Raw genomic sequence first — 21340 nt, forward strand, 5'->3', positions numbered from 1 at the left:
TTGTGTCGCGATGGGCTGCGCCGCAGCCCCCGTGCCGTTACTTGTAACGGTGGATATTGGACAGCTGCTTGTTCGGCTGTGGGTTCTTGCGGTAGATCAGGGCTTTCTTGCCAATGGTCTGCACCAGTTCGGCACGGCCAGCCTTGCACAGTTCGGCAATGGTCTCGGCCCGCTCTTCGCGGTCTTCCGAGCGAATTTCGACCTTGATCAGCTCATGGTCGACCAGGGCGCGCTCCAGTTCGGCGATGACGCCTTCATTCAAACCGTTGCCAGCAACGATCAGGACCGGCTTCAGGTCATGACCAATGGACTTGTATTGCTTCTTCTGCTCGTTATTGAGCGGCATAATCTGACCCTTTCCGTCTGATTCTGTAAAATTGACCGGCATTTTACCCGAGGGCCACCGGCTCCGCCCAGTCAATCACGACGCATATCATCGAGGTGCCCCGTGGTACAACGTTCCAAAAGCAGCGCAAACTGGCTGCGAGAGCATTTCAACGATCCTTTTGTGAAACAGGCGCAAAAGGATGGCTACCGCTCGCGTGCGAGCTACAAATTGCTGGAGATCCAGGAAAAGGACCGGCTGATCCGCCCAGGCATGAGCGTGATCGACCTCGGCGCGGCTCCTGGTGGCTGGTCGCAGGTGACCAGTCGTCTGATTGGTGGCCAGGGCCGCCTGATCGCGTCCGACATCCTGGAGATGGACTCGATCCCCGATGTGACCTTCATCCAGGGCGATTTCACCCATGATGAAGTGCTGCAGCGCATTCTCGAGGCCGTCGGCGATTCGCATGTGGACCTTGTGATTTCCGACATGGCCCCCAATATGAGTGGTACGCCTGCGGTGGACATGCCGCGTGCCATGTTCCTCTGCGAGCTGGCCCTCGATCTGGCAACCCGCGTGCTGAAGCCCGGCGGCGATTTCCTGATCAAGATTTTCCAGGGCGAAGGTTTTGACGTGTACCTCAAGGACGTGCGCAGCAAGTTCGACAAGGTACAGATGCGCAAGCCGTCGTCGTCGCGTGACCGTTCCCGCGAGCAGTACCTGCTGGGCAGGGGTTTCAAAGGGGCATGAAAGGCGTGAAGCGTGGTGGCCGATAGTAATTTCCAATCGGCCGCTGCGTCAGGATCGTCCGAACTTCGTGTAGTCTAGCTTTCACAAAGGGTTACAGACGGTGCCTGCGGCTGCGTAGGTAATGTAGTAAGTTAGGGCGATGAATATCATGCGAGGAACGGCTGCGTCGTGCGCCGACCTCAGAGGGTAGCGAATTGAACGACATGGCAAAGAATCTGATCCTGTGGTTGATCATCGCAGCTGTCCTGGTGACAGTGATGAACAACTTCTCCAGCCCTAACGAGCCGCAGACCCTCAACTATTCCGACTTCATCCAGCAGGTCAAGGATGGCAAGGTCGAGCGTGTGACCGTCGACGGCTACATCATTACCGGCAAGCGCGCCGACGGCGACAATTTCAAGACCGTTCGCCCGGCCATTACCGACAACGGCCTGATCGGCGACCTGGTCGACAACCACGTCATCGTCGAAGGCAAGCAGCCTGAGCAGCAGAGCATCTGGACCCAACTGCTGGTGGCGAGCTTCCCGATCCTGGTGATCATCGCTGTGTTCATGTTCTTCATGCGCCAGATGCAGGGCGGCGCGGGCGGCAAGGGCGGGCCGATGAGCTTCGGCAAGAGCAAGGCGCGCCTGCTCTCCGAAGACCAGGTCAAGACCACCCTGGCCGACGTTGCAGGTTGCGACGAAGCCAAGGAAGAGGTCGGCGAGCTGGTCGAGTTCCTGCGCGACCCGGGCAAGTTCCAGCGCCTGGGCGGCCGTATTCCGCGTGGCGTGCTGATGGTCGGCCCGCCCGGTACCGGTAAGACCTTGCTTGCCAAGGCTATCGCCGGCGAGGCGAAGGTGCCGTTCTTCACCATTTCCGGTTCGGACTTCGTGGAAATGTTCGTCGGTGTCGGTGCCAGCCGTGTGCGCGACATGTTCGAGCAGGCCAAGAAGCACGCCCCGTGCATCATCTTCATCGACGAGATCGACGCCGTTGGTCGCCACCGTGGCGCTGGCATGGGTGGCGGTCACGACGAGCGTGAGCAAACCCTCAACCAGTTGCTGGTGGAGATGGACGGTTTCGAGATGAACGATGGCATCATCGTCATCGCTGCTACCAACCGTCCGGACGTGCTCGACCCGGCTCTGCTGCGCCCCGGCCGCTTCGACCGCCAGGTGGTGGTTGGCCTGCCGGACATTCGTGGTCGCGAACAGATCCTCAAGGTTCACATGCGCAAGGTGCCGGTCGGCGAGAACGTCAACCCGGCGGTCATTGCTCGTGGTACCCCAGGCTTCTCCGGTGCAGACCTGGCCAACCTGGTCAACGAGGCCTCGCTGTTTGCCGCGCGCGCCAACAAGCGCCTGGTCGAAATGAAAGAGTTCGAGCTGGCCAAGGACAAGATCATGATGGGCGCCGAGCGCAAGACCATGGTCATGTCCGAGAAAGAAAAGCAGAACACCGCCTACCACGAGGCTGGCCACGCCATTGTCGGTCGCCTGGTGCCTGAGCACGATCCGGTCTACAAGGTTTCGATCATTCCGCGCGGTCGTGCCCTGGGCGTGACCATGTTCCTGCCGGAAGAAGACCGCTACAGCCTGTCCAAGCGCGCACTGATCAGCCAGATCTGCTCGCTGTACGGCGGCCGTATTGCCGAAGAGATGACCTTGGGCTTCGACGGTGTCACTACCGGCGCGTCCAACGACATCATGCGTGCCAGCCAGATCGCCCGAAACATGGTGACCAAGTGGGGCCTTTCCGAAAAACTCGGCCCGCTGATGTACGCCGAGGAAGAAGGCGAGGTGTTCCTGGGTCGCAGTGCTGCCAGCCAGCACGCCAGCGTTTCCGGCGAAACCGCCAAGCTGATCGACTCGGAAGTGCGCAGCATCATCGATCAGTGCTACGCCACGGCCAAGCAGTTGCTCACCGACAACCGTGACAAGCTCGATGCCATGGCCGAAGCGCTGATGAAGTACGAGACCATCGACGCCGAGCAGATTGACGATATCATGGCCGGCCGTACCCCCCGCGAACCGCGCGACTGGGATGATGACTCGGCTTCGGGCAAGCCTGCTGCCCAGGGTGATCGCCCGGAATCGCCGATCGGCGGTCCAGCGGCTCAACACTAAGGGCATCTATGAGCTCAGCGCAGTACCCGACCCGGTTGCCTTGCGGCAACCGGGTTCTTGATTTGTCGCGTACCCATGTCATGGGTATTCTCAATATCACCCCCGATTCCTTCTCCGATGGCGGGCGCTTCAACCAGCGCGACGAGGCGTTGCGCCATGCCGAAGCGATGGTTGCCGCAGGCGCGACGCTGATCGACATCGGCGGCGAGTCCACGCGGCCGGGCGCGCGCGCGGTATCGGTGACCGAGGAGCTGGAGCGGGTAGCCCCCATGGTCGAGGCGATCAACAGCCGCCTCGATGTGGTCATCTCGGTCGATACCTCCACCCCGGCGGTCATGCGTGAAGCGGCGCGCCTCGGTGCCGGGCTGATCAACGACGTGCGAGCCCTGGAGCGCGATGGCGCCCTGGACGCTGCCGCGGATACCGGCCTGCCGGTATGCCTCATGCACATGCGCGGCGAGCCGGGTAACATGCAGGACGACCCACATTACGAAGATGTGACCGCCGACGTTACGCGTTACCTTGAGCAGCGAATGGCCGCCTGCGCTGCGGCGGGCATCGACGCAAACAGAATCATCCTTGATCCGGGCTTCGGTTTCGCCAAGACACTGGCGCACAACCTGAGCCTGTTCAAGCATATGGAAGCGCTCTATCGCCTTGGGCGCCCGCTGCTGGTGGGTGTTTCACGCAAGAGCATGATCGGCCTGACGCTGGAACGTCCGGTCGGCGAGCGGTTGTACGGCAGCCTCGCGCTGGCGGCGTTGGCCATGACCAAGGGGGCGAGCATCCTTCGTGTCCATGATGTGGCCGAAACCGTTGATGTGGTGCGCATGATCGCTGCGGTGCAAAACGCCGAATAAGAACATTGGAGTCCCTATGAGCAGAAAATACTTTGGTACCGACGGCATTCGTGGCCGCGTCGGCGAATACCCGATCACGCCTGACTTCATGCTGAAGCTTGGTTGGGCGGCCGGCATGGCCTTCCGCAAGCAAGGCCACTGCCGGGTGCTGGTTGGCAAGGACACGCGTATTTCCGGCTACATGTTCGAGTCCGCACTCGAAGCCGGCCTGTCCGCGGCAGGTGCCGACGTGATGCTGCTCGGGCCGATGCCTACGCCGGCCATCGCCTACCTGACGCGTACCTTCCACGCCGAAGCCGGCATCGTCATCAGCGCCTCGCACAACCCGCACGATGACAACGGCATCAAGTTCTTCTCGGGCCAGGGGACCAAGCTGCCGGACGAAGTCGAGCTGATGATCGAGGAATTGCTCGACCAGCCGATGACCGTTGTCGAGTCGGGCAAGCTGGGCAAGGTTTCGCGCATCAACGATGCCGCCGGCCGCTACATCGAGTTCTGCAAGAGCAGCGTGCCGAGCAGCACCAGTTTCGACGGCCTCAAGCTGGTGGTCGATTGCGCCCATGGCGCCACCTACAAGGTCGCGCCAAGCGTGTTCCGCGAGCTGGGTGCCGACGTGACCGTGCTGCATGCCCAGCCCGACGGCCTGAACATCAACGAAGGCTGTGGCTCGACTCACATCGAATCGCTGCAGGCTGCCGTGCTGGTCGGTCATGCCGACCTGGGCATCGCCTTCGACGGTGATGGCGACCGCGTGCTGATGGTCGACCACACCGGCGCCATCGTCGATGGTGACGAACTGCTGTTCATCATCGCCCGCGACCTGCAGGAGCGGGGCAAGCTGCAGGGCGGGGTAGTGGGCACGCTGATGAGCAACCTGGGCCTTGAGCTTGCGCTGAAGGACCTGGATATCCCGTTCGTGCGGGCCAAGGTCGGTGACCGTTACGTCATGGCCGAGCTGCTGGAGCGTGAGTGGCTGGTCGGTGGTGAAAACTCCGGTCACGTCGTGTGCTGCAATCACACCACCACTGGTGACGCGATCATCGCTGCGCTGCAGGTGCTGATGGCGCTCAAGCGCCGTGGCGAAACCCTGGCCCAGGCTCGTCAGGCCCTGCGCAAGTGCCCGCAGGTGCTGATCAACGTGCGCTATGGCGCCAGCAAGGTCGACCCGCTGGAGCACCCGGCGGTCAAGGAAGCCAGTGCCAAGGTGACCGAGGCCTTGGCCGGCCGCGGCCGCGTGCTGCTGCGCAAATCCGGTACCGAGCCGTTGGTGCGGGTGATGGTCGAGGGCGAGGACGAAAGCCAGGTGCGTGCGCACGCAGAAGCGTTGGCCAAACTGGTTGGCGAAGTTTGTGTCTGAAGGCGCTTGCCAGCGCAGATAGGGTTGGGTACTATCTGCGCCCACTTTGACCGACGAGGTAAAGCATGCGTCGCCCTATGGTAGCTGGTAACTGGAAGATGCACGGTACCCGCGCTAGCGTCGCTGAGCTGACCGAAGGCTTGAGAAATCTGGCCTTGCCGAGCGGAGTGGAAGTCGCGGTGTTTCCACCGGCCTTGTTCATCAATCAAGTGATCGATGGCCTGGCAGGCAAGGAAATTACTGTCGGCGCACAGAATTCTGCAGTACAACCCGAACAGGGTGCGCTGACCGGAGAAGTTGCTCCGGAACAGCTGGTTGAAGCAGGCTGCAAGTTGGTGTTGATTGGTCATTCGGAGCGTCGCCAGATCATTGGTGAAACCGACGAAGTGCTCAATCGCAAGTTTGCAGCGGCCCAGGCCAAAGGTTTGAAGCCAGTGCTTTGCATCGGGGAAACCCTTGAAGAGCGCGAGGCCGGCAAAACGCTCGAAGTTGTCGGGCGTCAACTAAGCAGTATCATCGAGGCATTCGGTGTTAAGGCTTTTGCCAATGCAGTAATTGCCTATGAGCCTGTATGGGCCATTGGCACTGGCCTTACGGCCACGCCACAGCAGGCTCAGGATGTGCATGCAGCCATCCGCGGCCAGCTGGCGGCAGAAGATGCTGAAGTGGCTGCGAGGGTGCAGTTGCTCTACGGCGGCAGCGTGAAGGCGGCCAATGCGGCCGAACTGTTCGGCATGCCGGATATCGATGGGGGGCTCATTGGTGGAGCTTCCCTGAACGCAGACGAATTCGGTGCAATTTGTCGCGCCGCAGGAAACTGAACAAATGCTGGAAACAGTCATCGTTGTTTTTCATCTGTTGGCAGCGCTGTCGCTTGTAGTGCTGGTTCTGTTGCAACAGGGTAAAGGTGCGGAAGCAGGTGCATCTTTCGGCGCGGGTGCTTCAAATACCGTGTTCGGGAGCCAGGGCTCTGCAACGTTCCTGAGTAAATTAACTGCTATACTCGCTGCCACTTTCTTTTTGACAGCACTTGGGTTAGGATACTTCGCGAAGCAACAAGCTCACCAGCTTAGCCAAGCAGGTCTTCCAGATCCAGCAGTGCTAGAAGTGAAAGAGCCGCAGAAACCGGCAGTTAATGATGATGTACCGGTGCTCCAGCAGCAGAAGAGCGAAACCACTCCTAATACGGGTGATGTACCTCCTCCGGCACAAGAGCAGAAGTAACGGGTTTCAAGTAGTAGTATTGCCGAGGTGGTGGAATTGGTAGACACGCAACCTTGAGGTGGTTGTGCCCATAGGGTGTAGGGGTTCGAGTCCCCTTCTCGGTACCAATTAAAGCTTGAGAGCCCGCTTTAGCGGGCTTTCTTGCAGGTGAAGGTTCGGATTTGACCCTCAGGAGGGTTCGGTCTTATACTTTTGCCCCAGCTTTGTCGCGGGGTGGAGCAGCTTGGTAGCTCGTCGGGCTCATAACCCGAAGGTCGTTGGTTCAAATCCAGCCCCCGCAACCAGCTTCAGCGGAGCCCCTTTTCAGGGGCTTTTTGCTAACCGAACAGTTTTCGGCGTCGTTGTCCAACGGCGCTTTCAGGGATGGGCGCTTCGCCCATTTTTTATTTGCACAGCATGCACGAGGGGGTTCAGGTGTCGAGCAAGCTAGAACAGTTGCAGGCCTTGTTGGCCCCGGTTGTCGAGGGTCTGGGCTATCAATGCTGGGGGATCGAATACGTTTCCCAGGGTAAGCATTCGGTACTGCGCATCTACATCGACAAGGAAGGCGGCATCCTGGTGGACGACTGCGAAGCGGTCAGCCGTCAGGCCAGCGCAATTCTCGATGTGGAAGATCCGATCAGCAGTGAATACACCCTCGAGGTGTCTTCTCCAGGCATGGATCGCCCACTGTTCACTCTGGAACAGTTTGCCTCGCATGCCGGCGAACAAGTGAAGATCAAGCTGCGCTCACCCTTCGAGGGTCGTCGTAACTTCCAGGGCCTTCTCCGCGGTGTGGAGGAGCAGGACGTGGTGGTCCAGGTGGACAATCAAGAGTTCCTGTTGCCGATCGACTCGATCGACAAGGCCAATATTATTCCCAGTTTTGACTGAGACGTGCCGGGCCCGGCGGACTATCCGGGCCCAATGGCTTGCGCAAGGCGAGGCGTACGATGAGCAAAGAAGTACTGCTGGTTGTTGAATCGGTATCCAACGAAAAAGGTGTACCGCCCGGCGTCATTTTCGAAGCGCTGGAAGTGGCACTGGCCACTGCAACCAAAAAACGTTTTGAAGACGAAGTCGACCTGCGTGTGGAAATCAACCGCCACACCGGTAGCTACGAGACCTTCCGTCGCTGGACCGTGGTCGACGAAGCCGATCTTGATGATCCGGCGATCGAGACCTGGTTGAGCAAGATTCACGAAACCCACCCTGAAGCCAAGGTCGGTGACGTGATCGAAGAGAAGATCGAGTCCATCGAGTTCGGTCGTATTGCCGCCCAGACCGCCAAGCAGGTCATCGTGCAGAAGGTCCGTGAGGCCGAGCGTGCCCAGGTGGTCGATGCCTACCGCGAGCGCGTTGGCGAGATCATCTCCGGCACCGTCAAAAAGGTTACCCGCGACAACGTCATCGTTGACCTGGGCAACAACGCCGAGGCCCTGCTGGCCCGCGAAGACATCATTCCGCGTGAGACCTTCCGTGTTGGCGTGCGCCTGCGTGCGCTGCTCAAGGAAATTCGCACCGAGAACCGTGGCCCTCAGCTGATCCTGTCGCGCACCGCGCCACAGATGCTGATCGAGCTTTTCCGCATCGAAGTGCCGGAAATTGCCGAAGGCCTCATCGAAGTCATGGCTGCCTCCCGTGATCCGGGTTCGCGAGCCAAGATCGCCGTCCGCTCCAAGGACAAGCGCATCGACCCGCAAGGCGCCTGCATCGGCATGCGTGGTTCGCGCGTCCAGGCCGTATCCGGGGAGCTGGGTGGTGAGCGTGTGGATATCGTCCTGTGGGACGATAACCCGGCGCAGTTTGTCATCAACGCCATGTCGCCGGCTGAAGTCGCGGCGATCATCGTTGATGAAGATGCCCATGCCATGGACATCGCCGTTGCCGAGGACAACCTGGCCCAGGCCATTGGTCGTGGCGGTCAGAACGTTCGCCTGGCCAGTCAGCTGACCGGCTGGACCCTGAACGTGATGACCGAGAAGGACATCCAGGCCAAGCAGCAGGCCGAAACCGGTGACATCCTGCGCAATTTCATCGATGAACTGGAAGTCGACGAGGAGCTGGCCCAAGTGCTGGTCGACGAAGGCTTCACCAGCCTCGAAGAAATTGCCTACGTACCGTTGGAAGAAATGCTCAACATCGATGGCTTTGACGAAGATATCGTCAACGAGCTCCGCGCTCGAGCCAAGGACCGTTTGTTGACCAAGGCCATCGCTACCGAAGAAAAACTGGCAGACGCCCATCCGGCTGACGACCTGCTCTCCCTCGAGGGCATGGACAAGGACCTGGCGGCGGAACTGGCGGTGCGCGGCGTGGTTAACCGCGAAGACCTGGCCGAGCAGTCGATCGACGATCTGCTCGACATCGACGGCATCGACGAAGAGCGTGCCGGCAAGTTGATCATGGCCGCCCGAGCCCACTGGTTCGAGTAATTAGGCGCGGCCTGAGGAGAGAAGTGCATGACGCAAGTCACGGTGAAAGAACTGGCCCAAGAGGTCGAGGCACCGGTAGAGCGCCTGCTGCAGCAGATGCGTGAGGCAGGTCTGCCGCACACCGACGCCGGTCAGGTAGTGACCGACAATGAGAAGCAGACCTTGCTGACTCATTTGAAGAGCAGCCACAAGAGCAAGGCGGAAGAACCGCGCAAGATTACCTTGCAGCGCAAAACCACCAGCACCCTGCGTGTCGCCGGTAGCAAGAGCATCAGCGTAGAAGTACGCAAGAAGAAAGTATTCGTGCAGCGCAGCCCGGAAGAAATCCAGGCTGAGCAGAAGCGTGAACTGGAAGAGCGCCGCGCGGCTGAAAATGCCGCTCGCGAGAAGGTCGAGGCCGAAGTTCGCCAGCGCAACGAAGAGCAGGCTCGCCGTCAGGCCGCCGATACCGCTGCTGCAGCCCCTGCGCCTGCCGCCAAGCCAGAGGCGGCGCCTGCCGCTGCCCCGGCCCCGGTAGTTGCCGACGCCCCGGCGTCCGAAGACGCCGCAGCCCGTGCTGCCGAGCGCAAGAAGGACGAAGCCCGTCGCAACGAAGGCCGCACCCGTGACGAAGACCGTCGTGGTGGCGAGCGTCGTGGCGAGGCCCCGCGCGTGTCGATCAAGGTCAAGGTCAAGGAGAAGGAAAAGGCTCCGACTCCTCGTGCCGCACCGCGCACCACCGATGAAGAGAGCGATGGCGTACGCCGTGGCCGCGGTGGCAAGAGCAAGCTGAAGAAGCGCAACCAGCACGGCTTCCAGAACCCGACCGGTCCAGTCATCCGTGACGTGACCATCGGCGAGACCATCACCGTCTCGGAACTGGCCCAACAGATGTCGGTCAAGGCCGCTGAAGTGGTCAAGTTCATGTTCAAGCTGGGTACCCCGGTCACCATCAACCAGGTGCTCGACCAGGAAACCGCTCAGCTGGTCGCCGAAGAACTGGGCCACAAAGTGACCCTGGTCAGCGATACCGCCCTGGAAGACTCCCTGGCCGAATCGCTGAAGTTCGAAGGTGAAGTCGAATCGCGTGCGCCGGTCGTTACCGTCATGGGTCACGTTGACCACGGCAAGACCTCGCTGCTCGACTACATCCGTCGTGCCAAGGTTGCCGCTGGCGAAGCCGGTGGTATTACCCAGCACATCGGTGCCTACCACGTGGAAACCGACCGCGGCATGGTCACCTTCCTCGATACCCCAGGCCACGCTGCGTTCACCGCAATGCGTGCCCGTGGTGCCAAGGCTACCGACATCGTCATCCTGGTGGTGGCGGCGGACGACGGCGTGATGCCGCAAACCCGCGAAGCCGTTCAGCATGCCAAGGCAGCTGGCGTTCCGCTGGTGGTTGCGGTGAACAAGATCGACAAGCCGGGTGCCGATATCGATCGCATCCGCAACGAGCTGGCCGTCGAAGGCGTGACCTCCGAGGACTGGGGTGGTGACACTCCGTTCGTCAAGGTTTCGGCGAAGATGGGTACCGGCGTCGACGAACTGCTCGAGGCTGTCCTGCTGCAGGCCGAGATCCTCGAGCTGACCGCTACCCCGACCGCTCCAGGTCGTGGCGTGGTTGTCGAATCGCGCCTGGACAAGGGCCGTGGCCCGGTGGCGACCATCCTGGTTCAGGACGGTACCCTGCGTCAGGGCGACATGGTCCTGTGCGGTTCCAACTATGGCCGCGTGCGCGCCATGCTCGACGAGAACGGCAAGCCTGTGAAGGAAGCCGGCCCGTCGATCCCGGTCGAAATCCTCGGCCTGGACGGTACCCCGGAAGCCGGTGACGAGCTGTCCGTGGTTGCCGACGAGAAGAAGGCCCGTGAGGTTGCCCTGTTCCGTCAAGGCAAGTACCGCGAGGTCAAGCTGGCCCGTGCTCACGCCGGCAAGCTGGAAAACATCTTCGAGACCATGGGTCAGGAAGAGAAGAAGACCCTCAACATCGTCCTCAAGACCGACGTGCGTGGTTCCCTGGAAGCACTGCAGGGTTCGCTGTCGGGCCTGGGCAACGACGAAGTTCAGGTACGCGTGATCGGTGGCGGCGTCGGTGGTATCACCGAGAGCGACGCCAACCTGGCGCTGGCTTCGAATGCAGTACTGTTCGGCTTCAACGTGCGTGCCGATGCCGGCGCGCGCAAGATCGTCGAGCAGGAAGGTCTGGATATGCGTTACTACAACGTGATCTACGACATCATCGAAGACGTCAAGAAGGCCCTGACCGGCATGCTCGGCAGCGATGTTCGCGAGAACATCCTGGGTGTCGCCGAAGTACGTGACGTGTTCCGTTCGCCGAAGTTCGGCGCCATCGCTGGCTGTATGGTCATCGAGGGTACCGTGTACCGCAACCGTCCGATCCGCGTACTGCGCGAAGACGTTGTGATCTTCGAAGGCGAACTGGAGTCGCTGCGTCGCTTCAAGGACGACGCCTCCGAAGTGCGTAACGGCATGGAGTGCGGTATTGGCGTGAAGAGCTACAACGACGTCAAGGTCGGCGACAAGATCGAAGTCTTCGAGAAAGTCCAGGTTGCTCGTACCCTTTAAGGGTGAGCAGGGCGCCAGCCCCCGCCGCAGGGCGGTGGGCAGTGCCTCAGTAGGTAGCGCCCGGTCAGGCATCAGCCTGACCGGGCGTTTGCCGCTTTAAGTTACAGGTAGCAAGAATGGCCAAAGAATACAGCCGTACCCAACGTATCGGTGATCAGATGCAGCGCGAGCTGGCCGAGCTGATCCGCCGTGAAGTCAAGGACCCCCGCGTCGGTCTGGTCACCATCACCGCTGTGGATGTCAGCCGCGACCTAGGCCATGCCAAGGTCTTTATCACCGTCATGGGCGAAGAAACGCCAGACGCAGTGCAGCAGTCGCTCAAGGCCCTGAACAGCGCCGCCAGCTTCCTGCGCCTGCACCTGGGCCGCTCGATGCAGCTGCGCAGCGTGCCGCAACTGCATTTCCACTTCGACGAAAGCGTCAGCCGCGGTGTCCACCTGTCGGCACTGATCGAGCGCGCGGTCGCCGAAGACCGTCTGCACAAGGATGCCGACAAGCCGGACGCCGAGGAGTAAGCGGTGGCCCAGGTCAAACGTATCCGCCGCAACGTCAGCGGCATCATCCTGCTCGACAAGCCGCTGGGCTTCACCTCCAACGCCGCCCTGCAAAAGGTGCGCTGGCTGCTCAACGCGGAAAAAGCCGGCCATACCGGCAGCCTCGACCCGCTGGCAACCGGCGTGCTGCCGCTGTGCTTCGGCGAAGCGACCAAGTTTTCGCAGTACCTGCTCGATTCCGACAAGGGCTACGAAACGGTCATGCAGATGGGGCAGACTACCAACACCGGTGATGCCGAAGGTGAGGTGCTGCAGACCCGCGAGGTGACCGTTGGTCGCGCCGACATCGAGGCCCTGCTGCCGCGTTTTCGTGGCCAGATCAGCCAGATACCGCCGATGTACTCGGCGCTCAAGCGTGACGGCCAGCCGCTGTACAAGCTGGCACGTGCAGGAGAGGTAGTGGAGCGCGAGGCGCGTTCTGTTACTATTGGCCGCTTGGAGTTGCTCGAGTGCGAAGGCACCCGTGCACGGTTGAGCGTAGGATGCAGCAAAGGCACTTATATCCGCACTCTGGTGGAGGATATCGGCGAGGCCCTTGGCTGTGGCGCCTATGTCGCCGAGCTGCGCAGGACCCAGGCCGGGCCTTTCGCGCTGGCACAGACGGTCACCCTCGAGGAACTCGAACAGGCCCACGCCGAAGGCGGCAACGAAGCGCTCGACCGCTTCCTCATGCCCTCGGACAGCGGCCTGCAGGACTGGCCGCTGGTGTGCCTGTCCGAACACAGTGCGTTCTACTGGCTGCATGGGCAGGCGGTACGCGCGCCGGACGCGCCACAATTTGGCATGGTCCGGGTACAGGATAACAATGCACGCTTCATCGGTATCGGTGAAGTGAGCGAAGACGGGCGCATTGCGCCGCGTCGGCTGATTCGGTCGGAATGACCGAAACCGTGAGGCCAGGCAGTTGCCAGGCCCCACGGCACCAAGGGTGGCTGTCAGTAGGCACGGTCACACCTTTTTTATTAATACAGGGATTTGTCCCTGGCCTATTGGACCCCGCATGCGGGATCCGTTATCAGGAGAAGCCAAATGGCCCTCAGCGTTGAAGAAAAAGCTCAGATCGTTGCCGAATACCAGCAAGCCGCCGGCGATACCGGTAGCCCGGAAGTGCAGGTTGCTCTGCTGACCGCCAACATCAACAAGCTGCAAGGCCACTTCAAGGCCAACGACAAAGACCACCACTCCCGTCGTGGTCTGATTCGTATGGTCAACCAGCGTCGTAAGCTGCTGGACTACCTGAAGGGCAAAGACACCACTCGTTACAGCGCCCTGATCGGTCGCCTGGGTCTGCGTCGCTAATAGCGGCCTGGCCAGTGGTGTGCATGGCGTGTCGCAGGCTTCGGCAGGGCTGTTTTGCAGTGCTGCCGTTGGACACGCCACGCGTATCTCCGAGGTTGGCAGCCTGGCAATGCTGAGCGGATTTCCCGCTTGGTGCCAGGCTCCCAGCCTCGTGTTGTATCTGGACGGTCAATGGGGCCGATTCCCCGTTCTGCCCAAGAATTCGCAAGAAACCAGTTCCCCCAAGAGCCACTGAAAAAGGTAGGAAACCGTGAACCCGGTAATCAAGACTTTCCAGTTCGGTCAATCGACCGTTACTCTCGAAACGGGCCGTATTGCCCGTCAGGCAACCGGCGCCGTGCTGGTGACCGTCGACAACGACGTCACCGTGCTGGTGACTGTGGTAGGCGCCAAACAGGCCGATCCAGGCAAGGGTTTCTTCCCGTTGTCGGTCCACTACCAGGAAAAGACCTACGCCGCCGGCAAGATCCCGGGTGGCTTCTTCAAGCGTGAAGGCCGTCCTTCCGAGAAAGAGACCCTGACCTCGCGCCTGATCGACCGTCCGATCCGTCCGCTGTTCCCGGAAGGCTTCATGAACGAAGTGCAGGTCGTCTGCACCGTGGTTTCCACCAGCAAGAAGACCGACCCGGACATCGCTGCGATGATCGGTACCTCGGCTGCCCTGGCCATTTCCGGCATTCCGTTCGAAGGCCCGATCGGCGCCGCTCGCGTTGCCTTCCACGAAAGCACCGGCTACCTGCTGAACCCGACCTACGAGCAACTGGCTGCCTCGAGCCTGGACATGGTCGTAGCCGGTACCTCCGACGCTGTACTGATGGTTGAATCGGAAGCCAAAGAGCTGACCGAAGACCAGATGCTGGGCGCCGTACTGTTCGCCCACGACGAATTCCAGGCCGTGATCCAGGCCGTCAAGGAACTGGCCGCCGAAGCCGGCAAGCCGACCTGGGACTGGCAGCCAGCCCCAGCCAACGTCGAGCTGATGAACCTGGTGCGTGGCGAGTTCGGCGAAGCCGTTTCGCAGGCCTACACCATCACTCAGAAGGCTGACCGTTACAACCGCCTGGGCCAGCTGCGCGACGAGGCTGTTGCCCGTCTGAGCAACGAAGAGACCGGCCCGTCCGCCAGCGCCATCAAGGACATCTTCGGCGAGCTGGAATACCGCACCGTCCGCGAGAACATCGTCAACGGCAAACCGCGTATCGACGGCCGTGACACCCGCACCGTGCGCCCGCTGAACATCGAAGTTGGCGTATTGCCGAAGACCCACGGTTCGGCGCTGTTCACCCGTGGCGAAACCCAGGCCCTGGTCGTCGCGACCCTGGGTACTGCCCGTGACGCCCAGCTGCTGGACACCCTGGAAGGCGAGAAGAAAGACCCGTTCATGCTGCACTACAACTTCCCGCCGTTCTCGGTGGGTGAGTGCGGCCGCATGGGCGGCGCCGGCCGTCGTGAAATCGGCCACGGCCGCCTGGCCCGTCGTGGCGTGCAGGCCATGCTGCCGAGCGACAGCGACTTCCCGTACACCATCCGCGTGGTATCGGAAATCACCGAATCCAACGGTTCCAGCTCCATGGCTTCGGTCTGTGGTGCTTCCCTGGCCCTGATGGACGCCGGTGTACCGATGAAGGCACCGGTTGCCGGTATCGCCATGGGCCTGGTCAAGGAAGGTGACAAGTTCGCCGTCCTGACCGACATCCTGGGTGACGAAGACCACCTGGGTGACATGGACTTCAAGGTAGCCGGTACCGCCAAGGGTGTTACTGCGCTGCAGATGGACATCAAGATCAACGGCATCACCGAAGAGATCATGGAAATCGCCCTGGGCCAGGCCCTGGAAGCGCGCCTGAACATCCTCGGCCAGATGAACCAGATCATCGCCCAGTCGCGTAGCGAGCTGTCGGCCAACGCCCCGACCATGATCGCGATGAAGATCGACACCGACAAGATCCGTGACGTCATCGGTAAAGGTGGTGCCACCATTCGCGCCATCTGCGAAGAGACCAAGGCTTCGATCGACATCGAAGACGACGGCTCGATCAAGATCTTCGGCGAAACCAAGGAAGCGGCAGAGGCTGCCAAGCAGCGCATCCTGGGCATCACCGCCGAGGCCGAGATCGGCAAGATCTACGTCGGCAAGGTCGAGCGCATCGTCGACTTCGGTGCCTTCGTCAACATCCTGCCTGGCAAGGACGGCCTGGTGCACATCTCCATGCTGAGCGATGCTCGCGTCGAGAAAGTCACCGACATCCTGAAAGAAGGCCAGGAAGTCGAAGTACTGGTACTGGACGTGGACAACCGCGGCCGTATCAAGCTGTCGATCAAGGACGTTGCCGCGGCCAAGGCCTCGGGCGTCTAAGCGACTGCCACGCAACAAAAAAAGGGCCCTTCGGGGCCCTTTTTTCTTGGGCGAAAGGGAACCTTTTGCGGACTTGCATCTTGCATGCAGGTTTACCGTGCAGATTGCAAAATGCACGACGACGGGAATGCTGGTTTTTCGCTAACTTATTGATTTTAAAGGAAACAAGCGAAGCGGAAAATCTGGCACAGCGCGTGCAACTACCTTCATATCTGACGCCAGGACATACGGCGCAGACCTTTCGAAAAACAGGAGTGACTCACATGAAGAAGTTCGCCATTGCTGCCGCTACTGCTACCGCCCTGACCCTGACCATGGCTAACGGCGCATTCGCTGCAGAGCCAACCCAGGCTCCAGTCATGTTGGCCGCCAATACCGTGGACAACGCCAAGCAGGAAGGTTCTGACACCTGGATCACCACCAAAGTGAAAGCGGACCTGCTGACTGAAAAAGGTATTCCAGGCAGCGACATCAAAGTCGAGACCAGCCAAGGTGTCGTCTCGCTGTCGTCTGACGTGGCGGTGACTCAGTCCCAGAAAGAAGAAGCTGTTCGTATTACCAAGAACATCAAAGGCGTCAAAAGTGTGATGTCGGACGGCCTGAAAGCCGAATAAGGAATGTCCCGTCGGCCAAAAGGATTTGGCCACCTTCGCTCCGAGCCCCGGCTATTTGCCGGGGCTTTTCATTGGTGGCTAGTACACCGGATTACGCGCAATCACATCACTCTCGAAGCATTCCTGCTCGACGATCAGCGGCTCGACCAACGGCCGGCTATCGCGAAAGTGCGCAGTCTGCGTATGCGCGTCATACGCCGCATCATCGCGGTAGATCTCGTACAGGTAGATCACCTCCGGGTCGACCCGGTCCTGCGACACATCGAACACCAGGCAGCCAGGTTCGTTGGCAACGGAAGCCGCGGCATTGTCCTTGATCGCAGTCAGAAATTCCTCGGCGTAACCGGGCTTCACTCGGGTCTTGATGAACAGGCTATACACAAGGCTCTCCTTTTGTTTTAAATTCCATTATGAATTGTATACAAAAATGGAGCCTCGCCAATGTCCGAATTGCCTGCACGCCCTGGCCGCCTGAACGGCCTGCGTCATATTGCCTTGTTGGTACCCAACCTGGAGGAGTGTGAACGCTTCTACGTCGATGTGCTGGGCATGGAAGTGCTGAACCGCGCCAACGAAGACCTGGTGTACCTCACTTGTGGTAACGACAACCTGTCGCTGGGGCGTGGGGCAGGGGCGGCCAATGGGTTGCAGACCCTGGACCACTATGGGTTCATCGTCGATAGCGTGGAGGAGCTGGAAGCCTGGTACCAGTACTTCAAGGCGCACGGCGTGACCTTGCTGGACCGGCCGTTCAACCATGGTGACGGGGCGCGCAGCTTCCACCTGTTGGACCCGGCAGGGAACAAGGTGCAGCCGTTGTACCATCCGGCGGTGTCGGGGCAGCGTTTGGTGTGAAGCCTGTACCGGCCTCTTCGCGGCGGTTCGGCGCCCCGATGAGCCCGCTCCCACAGGTACTGCACAGGCCTTGAACTGTGTGCGGTCCCTGTGGGAGCGGGCAAGCCCGCGAAGAGGCCAGACCTGCTAGTAGAAGTTACTCGGCATCCAGATGCATCGGCGTCACCACCCGCCCATCGCTCTCGGCCTGGCCCAGGTTGGTATCGATGAAGTACACCCGGTCATCTTCCAGCTGGCCTTTGTCCACCAGGTAATCCTTGATGCTGCTGGCCCGCTCCTGGCCCAGCGTGCGCAGTAGCGCAGTACTCTCGGCCCAGGACTTGATCACCGCCTCGCGCAGCTTGGCGGTGCGCTCGTCGCGGCCCAGTTGCTCCCATTCGGCAGGCGGCTGCTGCTTCAGGCGGTTACGGTAGATGCCTTCGAGCATCGCCGGTTTGTCACTGTCGTCGACCACCAGCATCGAGGCATTGGCCGGCACTTTGTCACCGCGACGCTGCAGGATCTTGTACCAGGTGGCCTGGTACTCACGCTCCAGGCGCTGCTGGGCGATCAGCGGGCCATCGCTGGCCTGGGCGCTGGTGCCTTCGATTTCCAGGCGCAGTTCCGGGCGTTCCTTCAGGGCCGACGCCAGCTTGTCCAGCGATGCCTGGGCGTCGCTACCGAGCTCGCTGGAGCCCGGGGCGAAGGCCACGTTGCCCAGGTCTTGCGAGCCACCCCCGGCAACCAGCCCGCCAATGAACTTGAACGGTGCCTGCGCCGCACGCAACACCAGGTTGCGCAGGGTTTGCCAGACGATCGGCATCACGCTGAACTGCGGGTTGTTGAGGTCGCCGGACACCGGCAGCTCGATCGAGATCTTGCCTTCGGTGTCCTTCAGCAACGCAACCGCCAAGCGGATCGGCAGGTCCACTGCGTCCGGGCTGTCGACCTTCTCGCCCAACTGCAGCTGCTCTACCACCACCTTGTTTTCAGCCTTCAGCTGGCCATTGGTGATCAGGTAGTGCAGGTCGAGGTTGAGCCGGCCCTTGCGGATGCGGAAGCCGGCGAACTTGCCGGAGTAGGGGGTGAGTGTGGTCAGCTCGACCCGCTTGAAGCTGGTGGCGATGTCCAGGCTGGCCAGCGGGTTGAACGGGTTGAGGGCGCCTTTGATGGTGACCGGCGCGTAGCGGTCGACCTTGCCCTTGACGTCGACCTTGGCCGGCACCGGCTTGCGGTTGTCGATGGTGCCGATCCGGCCGTTGAGCTGCTGGATGGCCGTGGCGAAGTTGGGGGTGAGGGACAGGTCGGCGAAGTTGGCCGAGCCGTCGTTGATGTCGATCTGGCCGATGTGGATGCCCAGCGGCTTGTCGTTGCTGGCAGCGGCCGGCTTGGCCTGGCTGGTCGCCGGGGCGCCGGCCGGCTGCGGAATCAGCAGATCGTTGATGTTGGTGGTGCGGTCCTCGTTGATGATGAAGCGCGCATAGGGTTGCAGCAGAGTCACCTTGTCGATCGACAGCGCATCGCCGTGCACGTAGGACAGGCCGTCGACGTTCACCTGCTGCCATTTGACGAAGTCACGGCTTTTGATGGTGTCGAGAGTGTGCAGCTGGCTGACCTGTGCCTTGCCGGTAACGCTGAAGGCCAGCGGTGCGGTGTTCTTCAGGTCGACCTTGAGGTCGCTGGCGAGCATGCCGCTGCGTAGCTCCAGCAGGATGAACGGGCTGATATAGGCTTGGGCCACTCGCAGGTCGATGTCGCGGGTGCTCACGTCCAGCTTGGCCCAGATGGGCGCCAGGTTGACCTGGCCGGCCGCCTGCAGTTTGCCTTGCTTGCCCACGCCGGTATCGAGCTTGAGGGTGAAGGGCGACTTGTTGAGGCTGTCGAAACCTTGCAGGTCGGCGTTGAGCGGGCCGACGTCGAGGGCCACCGGCTCCTTCTGGGTACGGTCTGCCAGGTGCACCAGGTAGTTACGCAGTTGCACATCCTTGAGCAGCACCTGCCAGGGTTTGCTCGGCTCCTTGGCGGCTTGCTGTTCGGGCGTGGGTTCGGCGGCTGCCGGCTCGGCCTTTTCCTTCGGCGTGGCCTTGGCCGGCTGGCTGGCGAACAGCTTCTGCCAGTCGAGCTGGCCGTCCTTTTCCAGCGCGGCCCAGGTTTCCAGTTTTCCGCTGCGGATCTTGCCCACGGTGACCAGTTGCTTGACCAGGTCGACCGAGGTTTCGCTTACCTCCAGGCTGGCCAGGCGTGCCAGCGGGCGGCCATCCGGGGCCTTGATGGCAAACGGGGCGATGCGCACCGACGCGTTGTCCAGCAACAGTTCGGTCTGTTTGGCAAGGTTGAGCTTGTAGTGGGTGTCGAGGCTGACCACGCCCTCTTCCAGCACCAGTGGCACGGCATCGCGCACATAGGGCCAGAATGCCTTCATCTTGCCTTCGGTGATCTTCAGTGTGCCTTCAGAGGCGATCGGGGCCAGGCTCAGGGTACCTTTCCAGTCGATACGCCCGCCGTTGGGGCCGATGGCCACCAGGGTCATGTCGGCATTGTCGTTGGGCAGGGTGCTGAGGTTTTTCAGCTCCAGGTTCATGTTGTCGTAGAGGAACTCGATCGGCTCGCTCGGGCGCACGTCCTCGAAGTGCAGGTAGCCGTCGCTGAGCTTGATGCTGCCGATGCGTAGCGGGAACGGGTCGCTGGGCGGCTCGTCGGGCTTGGCTTCGCTGGCTGGCAGCTTGAACAGGCGGGTCAGGTTGAGGGTACCGTCCTTGGCGAACAGCACTTCGTTGCGTGGCTTGACCAGTTCCACTGCGTCCAGGTGCAGGGCTCCGCTCCACAGGCTGTCGAGCGAGAGGTTGGCGTACAGCCGCTCGAAGCCGACCTGCTCCTTGCCCGGCTCGCCGATCTGCAGGCCCCACAGCGTCAGCTCGAGGCTGAAGGGGTTGAGCTCGATCCGTTCGAGGTGGGCAGGCACGGTCGCGTACTGGGCCAACTGCTGGTTGGCGATGCGCAGCGCGACACCGGGGAGAACGAGAAAGCCGAGAAGGCTGTAGAGGGCTACGAGGGCCAGCAGTGCGCCAGCGGCGCGAGTCAATCCTTTGTACATGTGTCGCTTCGTCTGTCTAAGCAGGAGAGCTTGGAGTATGGCACGTTAAATCAGTTCCGCTGAGGCGACCATCTGACCTCATTCGATACCCATGCGCCGTTTGGCCCGATGCGCCGAGCCGTCGCGCATCGCCCAGCGCAATATCGGCGCGGTGCGTTGCAGCCCCAGGCGGATCATGCGCCGCTGCAACGGGCCGTGCTGCAGGCCGAGCATGGCCTGGGCCCAGGCCGGCAGCAGGTCGATGCCGGCGTGCAGCATCAGCTTGCCCACCGGCTGTGCCAGGCGGCTGGGGGCGGGGGCATCGAGCAGGATGCCGACCACCTCATGGCTGCGGGCGTCGCAGTGCAACTGCGGCCGCATGCGCTGCAGGTAGTCCTCGACCTGCTGGCACGAGCGCGGCACGTCGCGGGCGCCAAGGCGCTCGGCGATCAGCGCGATCTCTGCGTAGTAGGCATCCTGCTCGGCGCGCGCAAGGTGCGGGTTGCGGTAACGCAGGTGGGCGGCGAGGAAGCTGCTGACTTCCGCCACATGCACCCAGGTCAGCAGGTCCGGGTCGCTGGCCGCATATGGGCGGCCATCCGGCGCGGTGCCGGTCACCTGCAAGTGGATGGTGCGTACCTTGTCGATCAGCCACTCGGCATCGCGGGTGGCGCCGAAGGTGGTGCCGGAGATGAATTGGCTGGTGCGGCGCAGGCGGCCGAGCAGGTCTTCACGGAAGTTGGAGTGGTCCCACACCCCGGCCAGGGCCAGCGGGTGCAGCAATTGCAGCATGAGGGCGCTGATGCCACCGACCAGCATGCTCGGGAAGTCGCCATGTACCCGCCAGCTGATGCTGTGCGGGCCGAACAGGCCGGGGTCGCCCTTGGGCGATTCCAGGTCGAGCTGGCCGAGGGCCAGCCCGGTAAGGCTCATGACCTGGGTTTCGATGCGGCGGCGAAGGGCTTCCATGGCGACCTGTGGTTCAGGGCGGCCATGAACAGCGG

The 21340-nt window shown here is 61.5% G+C and carries 19 protein-coding genes and 2 tRNA genes; 17 read left to right on the forward strand and 4 right to left on the reverse strand.

What is annotated here, in order from left to right:
• Window positions 1-37: 37 nt before the first annotated feature.
• Window positions 38-346 (reverse strand): ribosome assembly RNA-binding protein YhbY, encoded by a 309-nt coding sequence (yhbY, locus tag ABIB24_RS21505; protein WP_003249945.1) that lies wholly within the window; start codon window positions 344-346, stop codon window positions 38-40.
• A gap of 102 nt (window positions 347-448) precedes the next feature.
• Between yhbY and rlmE the strand changes: the two genes are divergently transcribed.
• The 16 genes from rlmE (at window position 449) to ABIB24_RS21585 (ending at window position 16429) form a co-directional block, all read left to right on the forward strand.
• Window positions 449-1075, forward strand: coding sequence for a 23S rRNA (uridine(2552)-2'-O)-methyltransferase RlmE (gene rlmE / locus ABIB24_RS21510; RefSeq protein ID WP_025340705.1), 627 nt, complete (start codon window positions 449-451; stop codon window positions 1073-1075).
• A 203-nt stretch (window positions 1076-1278) separates the two neighbouring features.
• A complete protein-coding gene (ftsH, locus tag ABIB24_RS21515) occupies window positions 1279-3183 on the forward strand; it encodes an ATP-dependent zinc metalloprotease FtsH (RefSeq protein WP_025340704.1) in 1905 nt (634 codons plus the stop codon).
• Between the two features lie 8 nt (window positions 3184-3191).
• On the forward strand, window positions 3192-4043 hold the full coding sequence (gene folP, locus ABIB24_RS21520) for a dihydropteroate synthase (RefSeq protein WP_274120297.1): 852 nt from the start codon (window positions 3192-3194) through the stop codon (window positions 4041-4043).
• 16 nt (window positions 4044-4059) lie between these two features.
• The gene (gene glmM, locus ABIB24_RS21525) at window positions 4060-5400 is read left to right on the forward strand and encodes a phosphoglucosamine mutase (RefSeq protein WP_025340702.1); all 1341 of its coding nucleotides are present in this window, start codon (window positions 4060-4062) and stop codon (window positions 5398-5400) included.
• A gap of 65 nt (window positions 5401-5465) precedes the next feature.
• Window positions 5466-6221: a triose-phosphate isomerase gene (gene tpiA / locus ABIB24_RS21530; protein WP_274078624.1), complete on the forward strand. Its 756-nt coding sequence runs from the start codon at window positions 5466-5468 to the stop codon at window positions 6219-6221.
• Window positions 6222-6225: 4 nt separating this feature from the next.
• Window positions 6226-6624, forward strand: coding sequence for a preprotein translocase subunit SecG (gene secG / locus ABIB24_RS21535; RefSeq protein WP_015271857.1), 399 nt, complete (start codon window positions 6226-6228; stop codon window positions 6622-6624).
• A 21-nt stretch (window positions 6625-6645) separates the two neighbouring features.
• A tRNA-Leu gene (locus tag ABIB24_RS21540) sits at window positions 6646-6731 on the forward strand.
• Between the two features lie 100 nt (window positions 6732-6831).
• Window positions 6832-6908, forward strand: a tRNA-Met gene (locus tag ABIB24_RS21545).
• A gap of 130 nt (window positions 6909-7038) precedes the next feature.
• Window positions 7039-7497, forward strand: coding sequence for a ribosome maturation factor RimP (gene rimP, locus ABIB24_RS21550; RefSeq protein WP_003249960.1), 459 nt, complete (start codon window positions 7039-7041; stop codon window positions 7495-7497).
• 59 nt (window positions 7498-7556) lie between these two features.
• Window positions 7557-9038, forward strand: a complete 1482-nt coding sequence (gene nusA, locus ABIB24_RS21555) for a transcription termination factor NusA (RefSeq protein WP_003258062.1) — start codon at window positions 7557-7559, stop codon at window positions 9036-9038.
• Window positions 9039-9065: 27 nt separating this feature from the next.
• Window positions 9066-11606: a translation initiation factor IF-2 gene (infB, locus tag ABIB24_RS21560; RefSeq protein WP_075046424.1), complete on the forward strand. Its 2541-nt coding sequence runs from the start codon at window positions 9066-9068 to the stop codon at window positions 11604-11606.
• A gap of 116 nt (window positions 11607-11722) precedes the next feature.
• Entirely contained in the window at window positions 11723-12121 is a 399-nt protein-coding gene (rbfA, locus tag ABIB24_RS21565; RefSeq protein WP_025340699.1) for a 30S ribosome-binding factor RbfA, read from the forward strand.
• A gap of 3 nt (window positions 12122-12124) precedes the next feature.
• Window positions 12125-13042 (forward strand): tRNA pseudouridine(55) synthase TruB, encoded by a 918-nt coding sequence (gene truB / locus ABIB24_RS21570; protein WP_274078625.1) that lies wholly within the window; start codon window positions 12125-12127, stop codon window positions 13040-13042.
• Window positions 13043-13189: 147 nt separating this feature from the next.
• Window positions 13190-13459, forward strand: a complete 270-nt coding sequence (gene rpsO / locus ABIB24_RS21575; protein ID WP_003249971.1) for a 30S ribosomal protein S15 — start codon at window positions 13190-13192, stop codon at window positions 13457-13459.
• A gap of 250 nt (window positions 13460-13709) precedes the next feature.
• On the forward strand, window positions 13710-15815 hold the full coding sequence (gene pnp / locus ABIB24_RS21580) for a polyribonucleotide nucleotidyltransferase (protein WP_075046423.1): 2106 nt from the start codon (window positions 13710-13712) through the stop codon (window positions 15813-15815).
• Between the two features lie 263 nt (window positions 15816-16078).
• On the forward strand, window positions 16079-16429 hold the full coding sequence (locus tag ABIB24_RS21585) for a BON domain-containing protein (protein WP_025340697.1): 351 nt from the start codon (window positions 16079-16081) through the stop codon (window positions 16427-16429).
• Window positions 16430-16507: 78 nt separating this feature from the next.
• On the opposite strand, the gene ABIB24_RS21590 is transcribed toward ABIB24_RS21585, so the two are convergent.
• Window positions 16508-16810: a heme-binding protein gene (locus ABIB24_RS21590; RefSeq protein WP_354317166.1), complete on the reverse strand. Its 303-nt coding sequence runs from the start codon at window positions 16808-16810 to the stop codon at window positions 16508-16510.
• Between the two features lie 60 nt (window positions 16811-16870).
• On the opposite strand from ABIB24_RS21590, the gene ABIB24_RS21595 reads away from it, so the two are divergent.
• Window positions 16871-17284, forward strand: coding sequence for a VOC family protein (locus ABIB24_RS21595; protein WP_010955354.1), 414 nt, complete (start codon window positions 16871-16873; stop codon window positions 17282-17284).
• Between the two features lie 136 nt (window positions 17285-17420).
• On the opposite strand, the gene ABIB24_RS21600 is transcribed toward ABIB24_RS21595, so the two are convergent.
• The gene (locus ABIB24_RS21600) at window positions 17421-20357 is read right to left on the reverse strand and encodes a DUF748 domain-containing protein (RefSeq protein WP_354317169.1); all 2937 of its coding nucleotides are present in this window, start codon (window positions 20355-20357) and stop codon (window positions 17421-17423) included.
• Window positions 20358-20435: 78 nt separating this feature from the next.
• Window positions 20436-21305 carry an oxygenase MpaB family protein gene (locus ABIB24_RS21605; RefSeq protein WP_274120300.1) on the reverse strand — a complete coding sequence of 290 codons (870 nt, stop codon included), beginning with the start codon at window positions 21303-21305 and terminating at the stop codon, window positions 20436-20438.
• Window positions 21306-21340 lie beyond the last annotated feature (35 nt).

Origin of the sequence: Pseudomonas sp. UYEF17 (assembly GCF_040546125.1) — a bacterium.
GTDB lineage: Bacteria > Pseudomonadota > Gammaproteobacteria > Pseudomonadales > Pseudomonadaceae > Aquipseudomonas > Aquipseudomonas putida_Z.

Coding starts and splice junctions, on each gene's coding strand:
- yhbY (WP_003249945.1), bottom strand. CDS start 346: ATGCCGCTCAATAACGAGCAGAAGAAGCAATACAAGTCCATTGGTCAT.
- ftsH (WP_025340704.1), top strand. CDS start 1,279: ATGGCAAAGAATCTGATCCTGTGGTTGATCATCGCAGCTGTCCTGGTG.
- folP (WP_274120297.1), top strand. CDS start 3,192: ATGAGCTCAGCGCAGTACCCGACCCGGTTGCCTTGCGGCAACCGGGTT.
- glmM (WP_025340702.1), top strand. CDS start 4,060: ATGAGCAGAAAATACTTTGGTACCGACGGCATTCGTGGCCGCGTCGGC.
- tpiA (WP_274078624.1), top strand. CDS start 5,466: ATGCGTCGCCCTATGGTAGCTGGTAACTGGAAGATGCACGGTACCCGC.
- secG (WP_015271857.1), top strand. CDS start 6,226: ATGCTGGAAACAGTCATCGTTGTTTTTCATCTGTTGGCAGCGCTGTCG.
- nusA (WP_003258062.1), top strand. CDS start 7,557: ATGAGCAAAGAAGTACTGCTGGTTGTTGAATCGGTATCCAACGAAAAA.
- infB (WP_075046424.1), top strand. CDS start 9,066: ATGACGCAAGTCACGGTGAAAGAACTGGCCCAAGAGGTCGAGGCACCG.
- rbfA (WP_025340699.1), top strand. CDS start 11,723: ATGGCCAAAGAATACAGCCGTACCCAACGTATCGGTGATCAGATGCAG.
- rpsO (WP_003249971.1), top strand. CDS start 13,190: ATGGCCCTCAGCGTTGAAGAAAAAGCTCAGATCGTTGCCGAATACCAG.
- ABIB24_RS21585 (WP_025340697.1), top strand. CDS start 16,079: ATGAAGAAGTTCGCCATTGCTGCCGCTACTGCTACCGCCCTGACCCTG.
- ABIB24_RS21595 (WP_010955354.1), top strand. CDS start 16,871: ATGTCCGAATTGCCTGCACGCCCTGGCCGCCTGAACGGCCTGCGTCAT.
- ABIB24_RS21600 (WP_354317169.1), bottom strand. CDS start 20,357: ATGTACAAAGGATTGACTCGCGCCGCTGGCGCACTGCTGGCCCTCGTA.
- ABIB24_RS21605 (WP_274120300.1), bottom strand. CDS start 21,305: ATGGAAGCCCTTCGCCGCCGCATCGAAACCCAGGTCATGAGCCTTACC.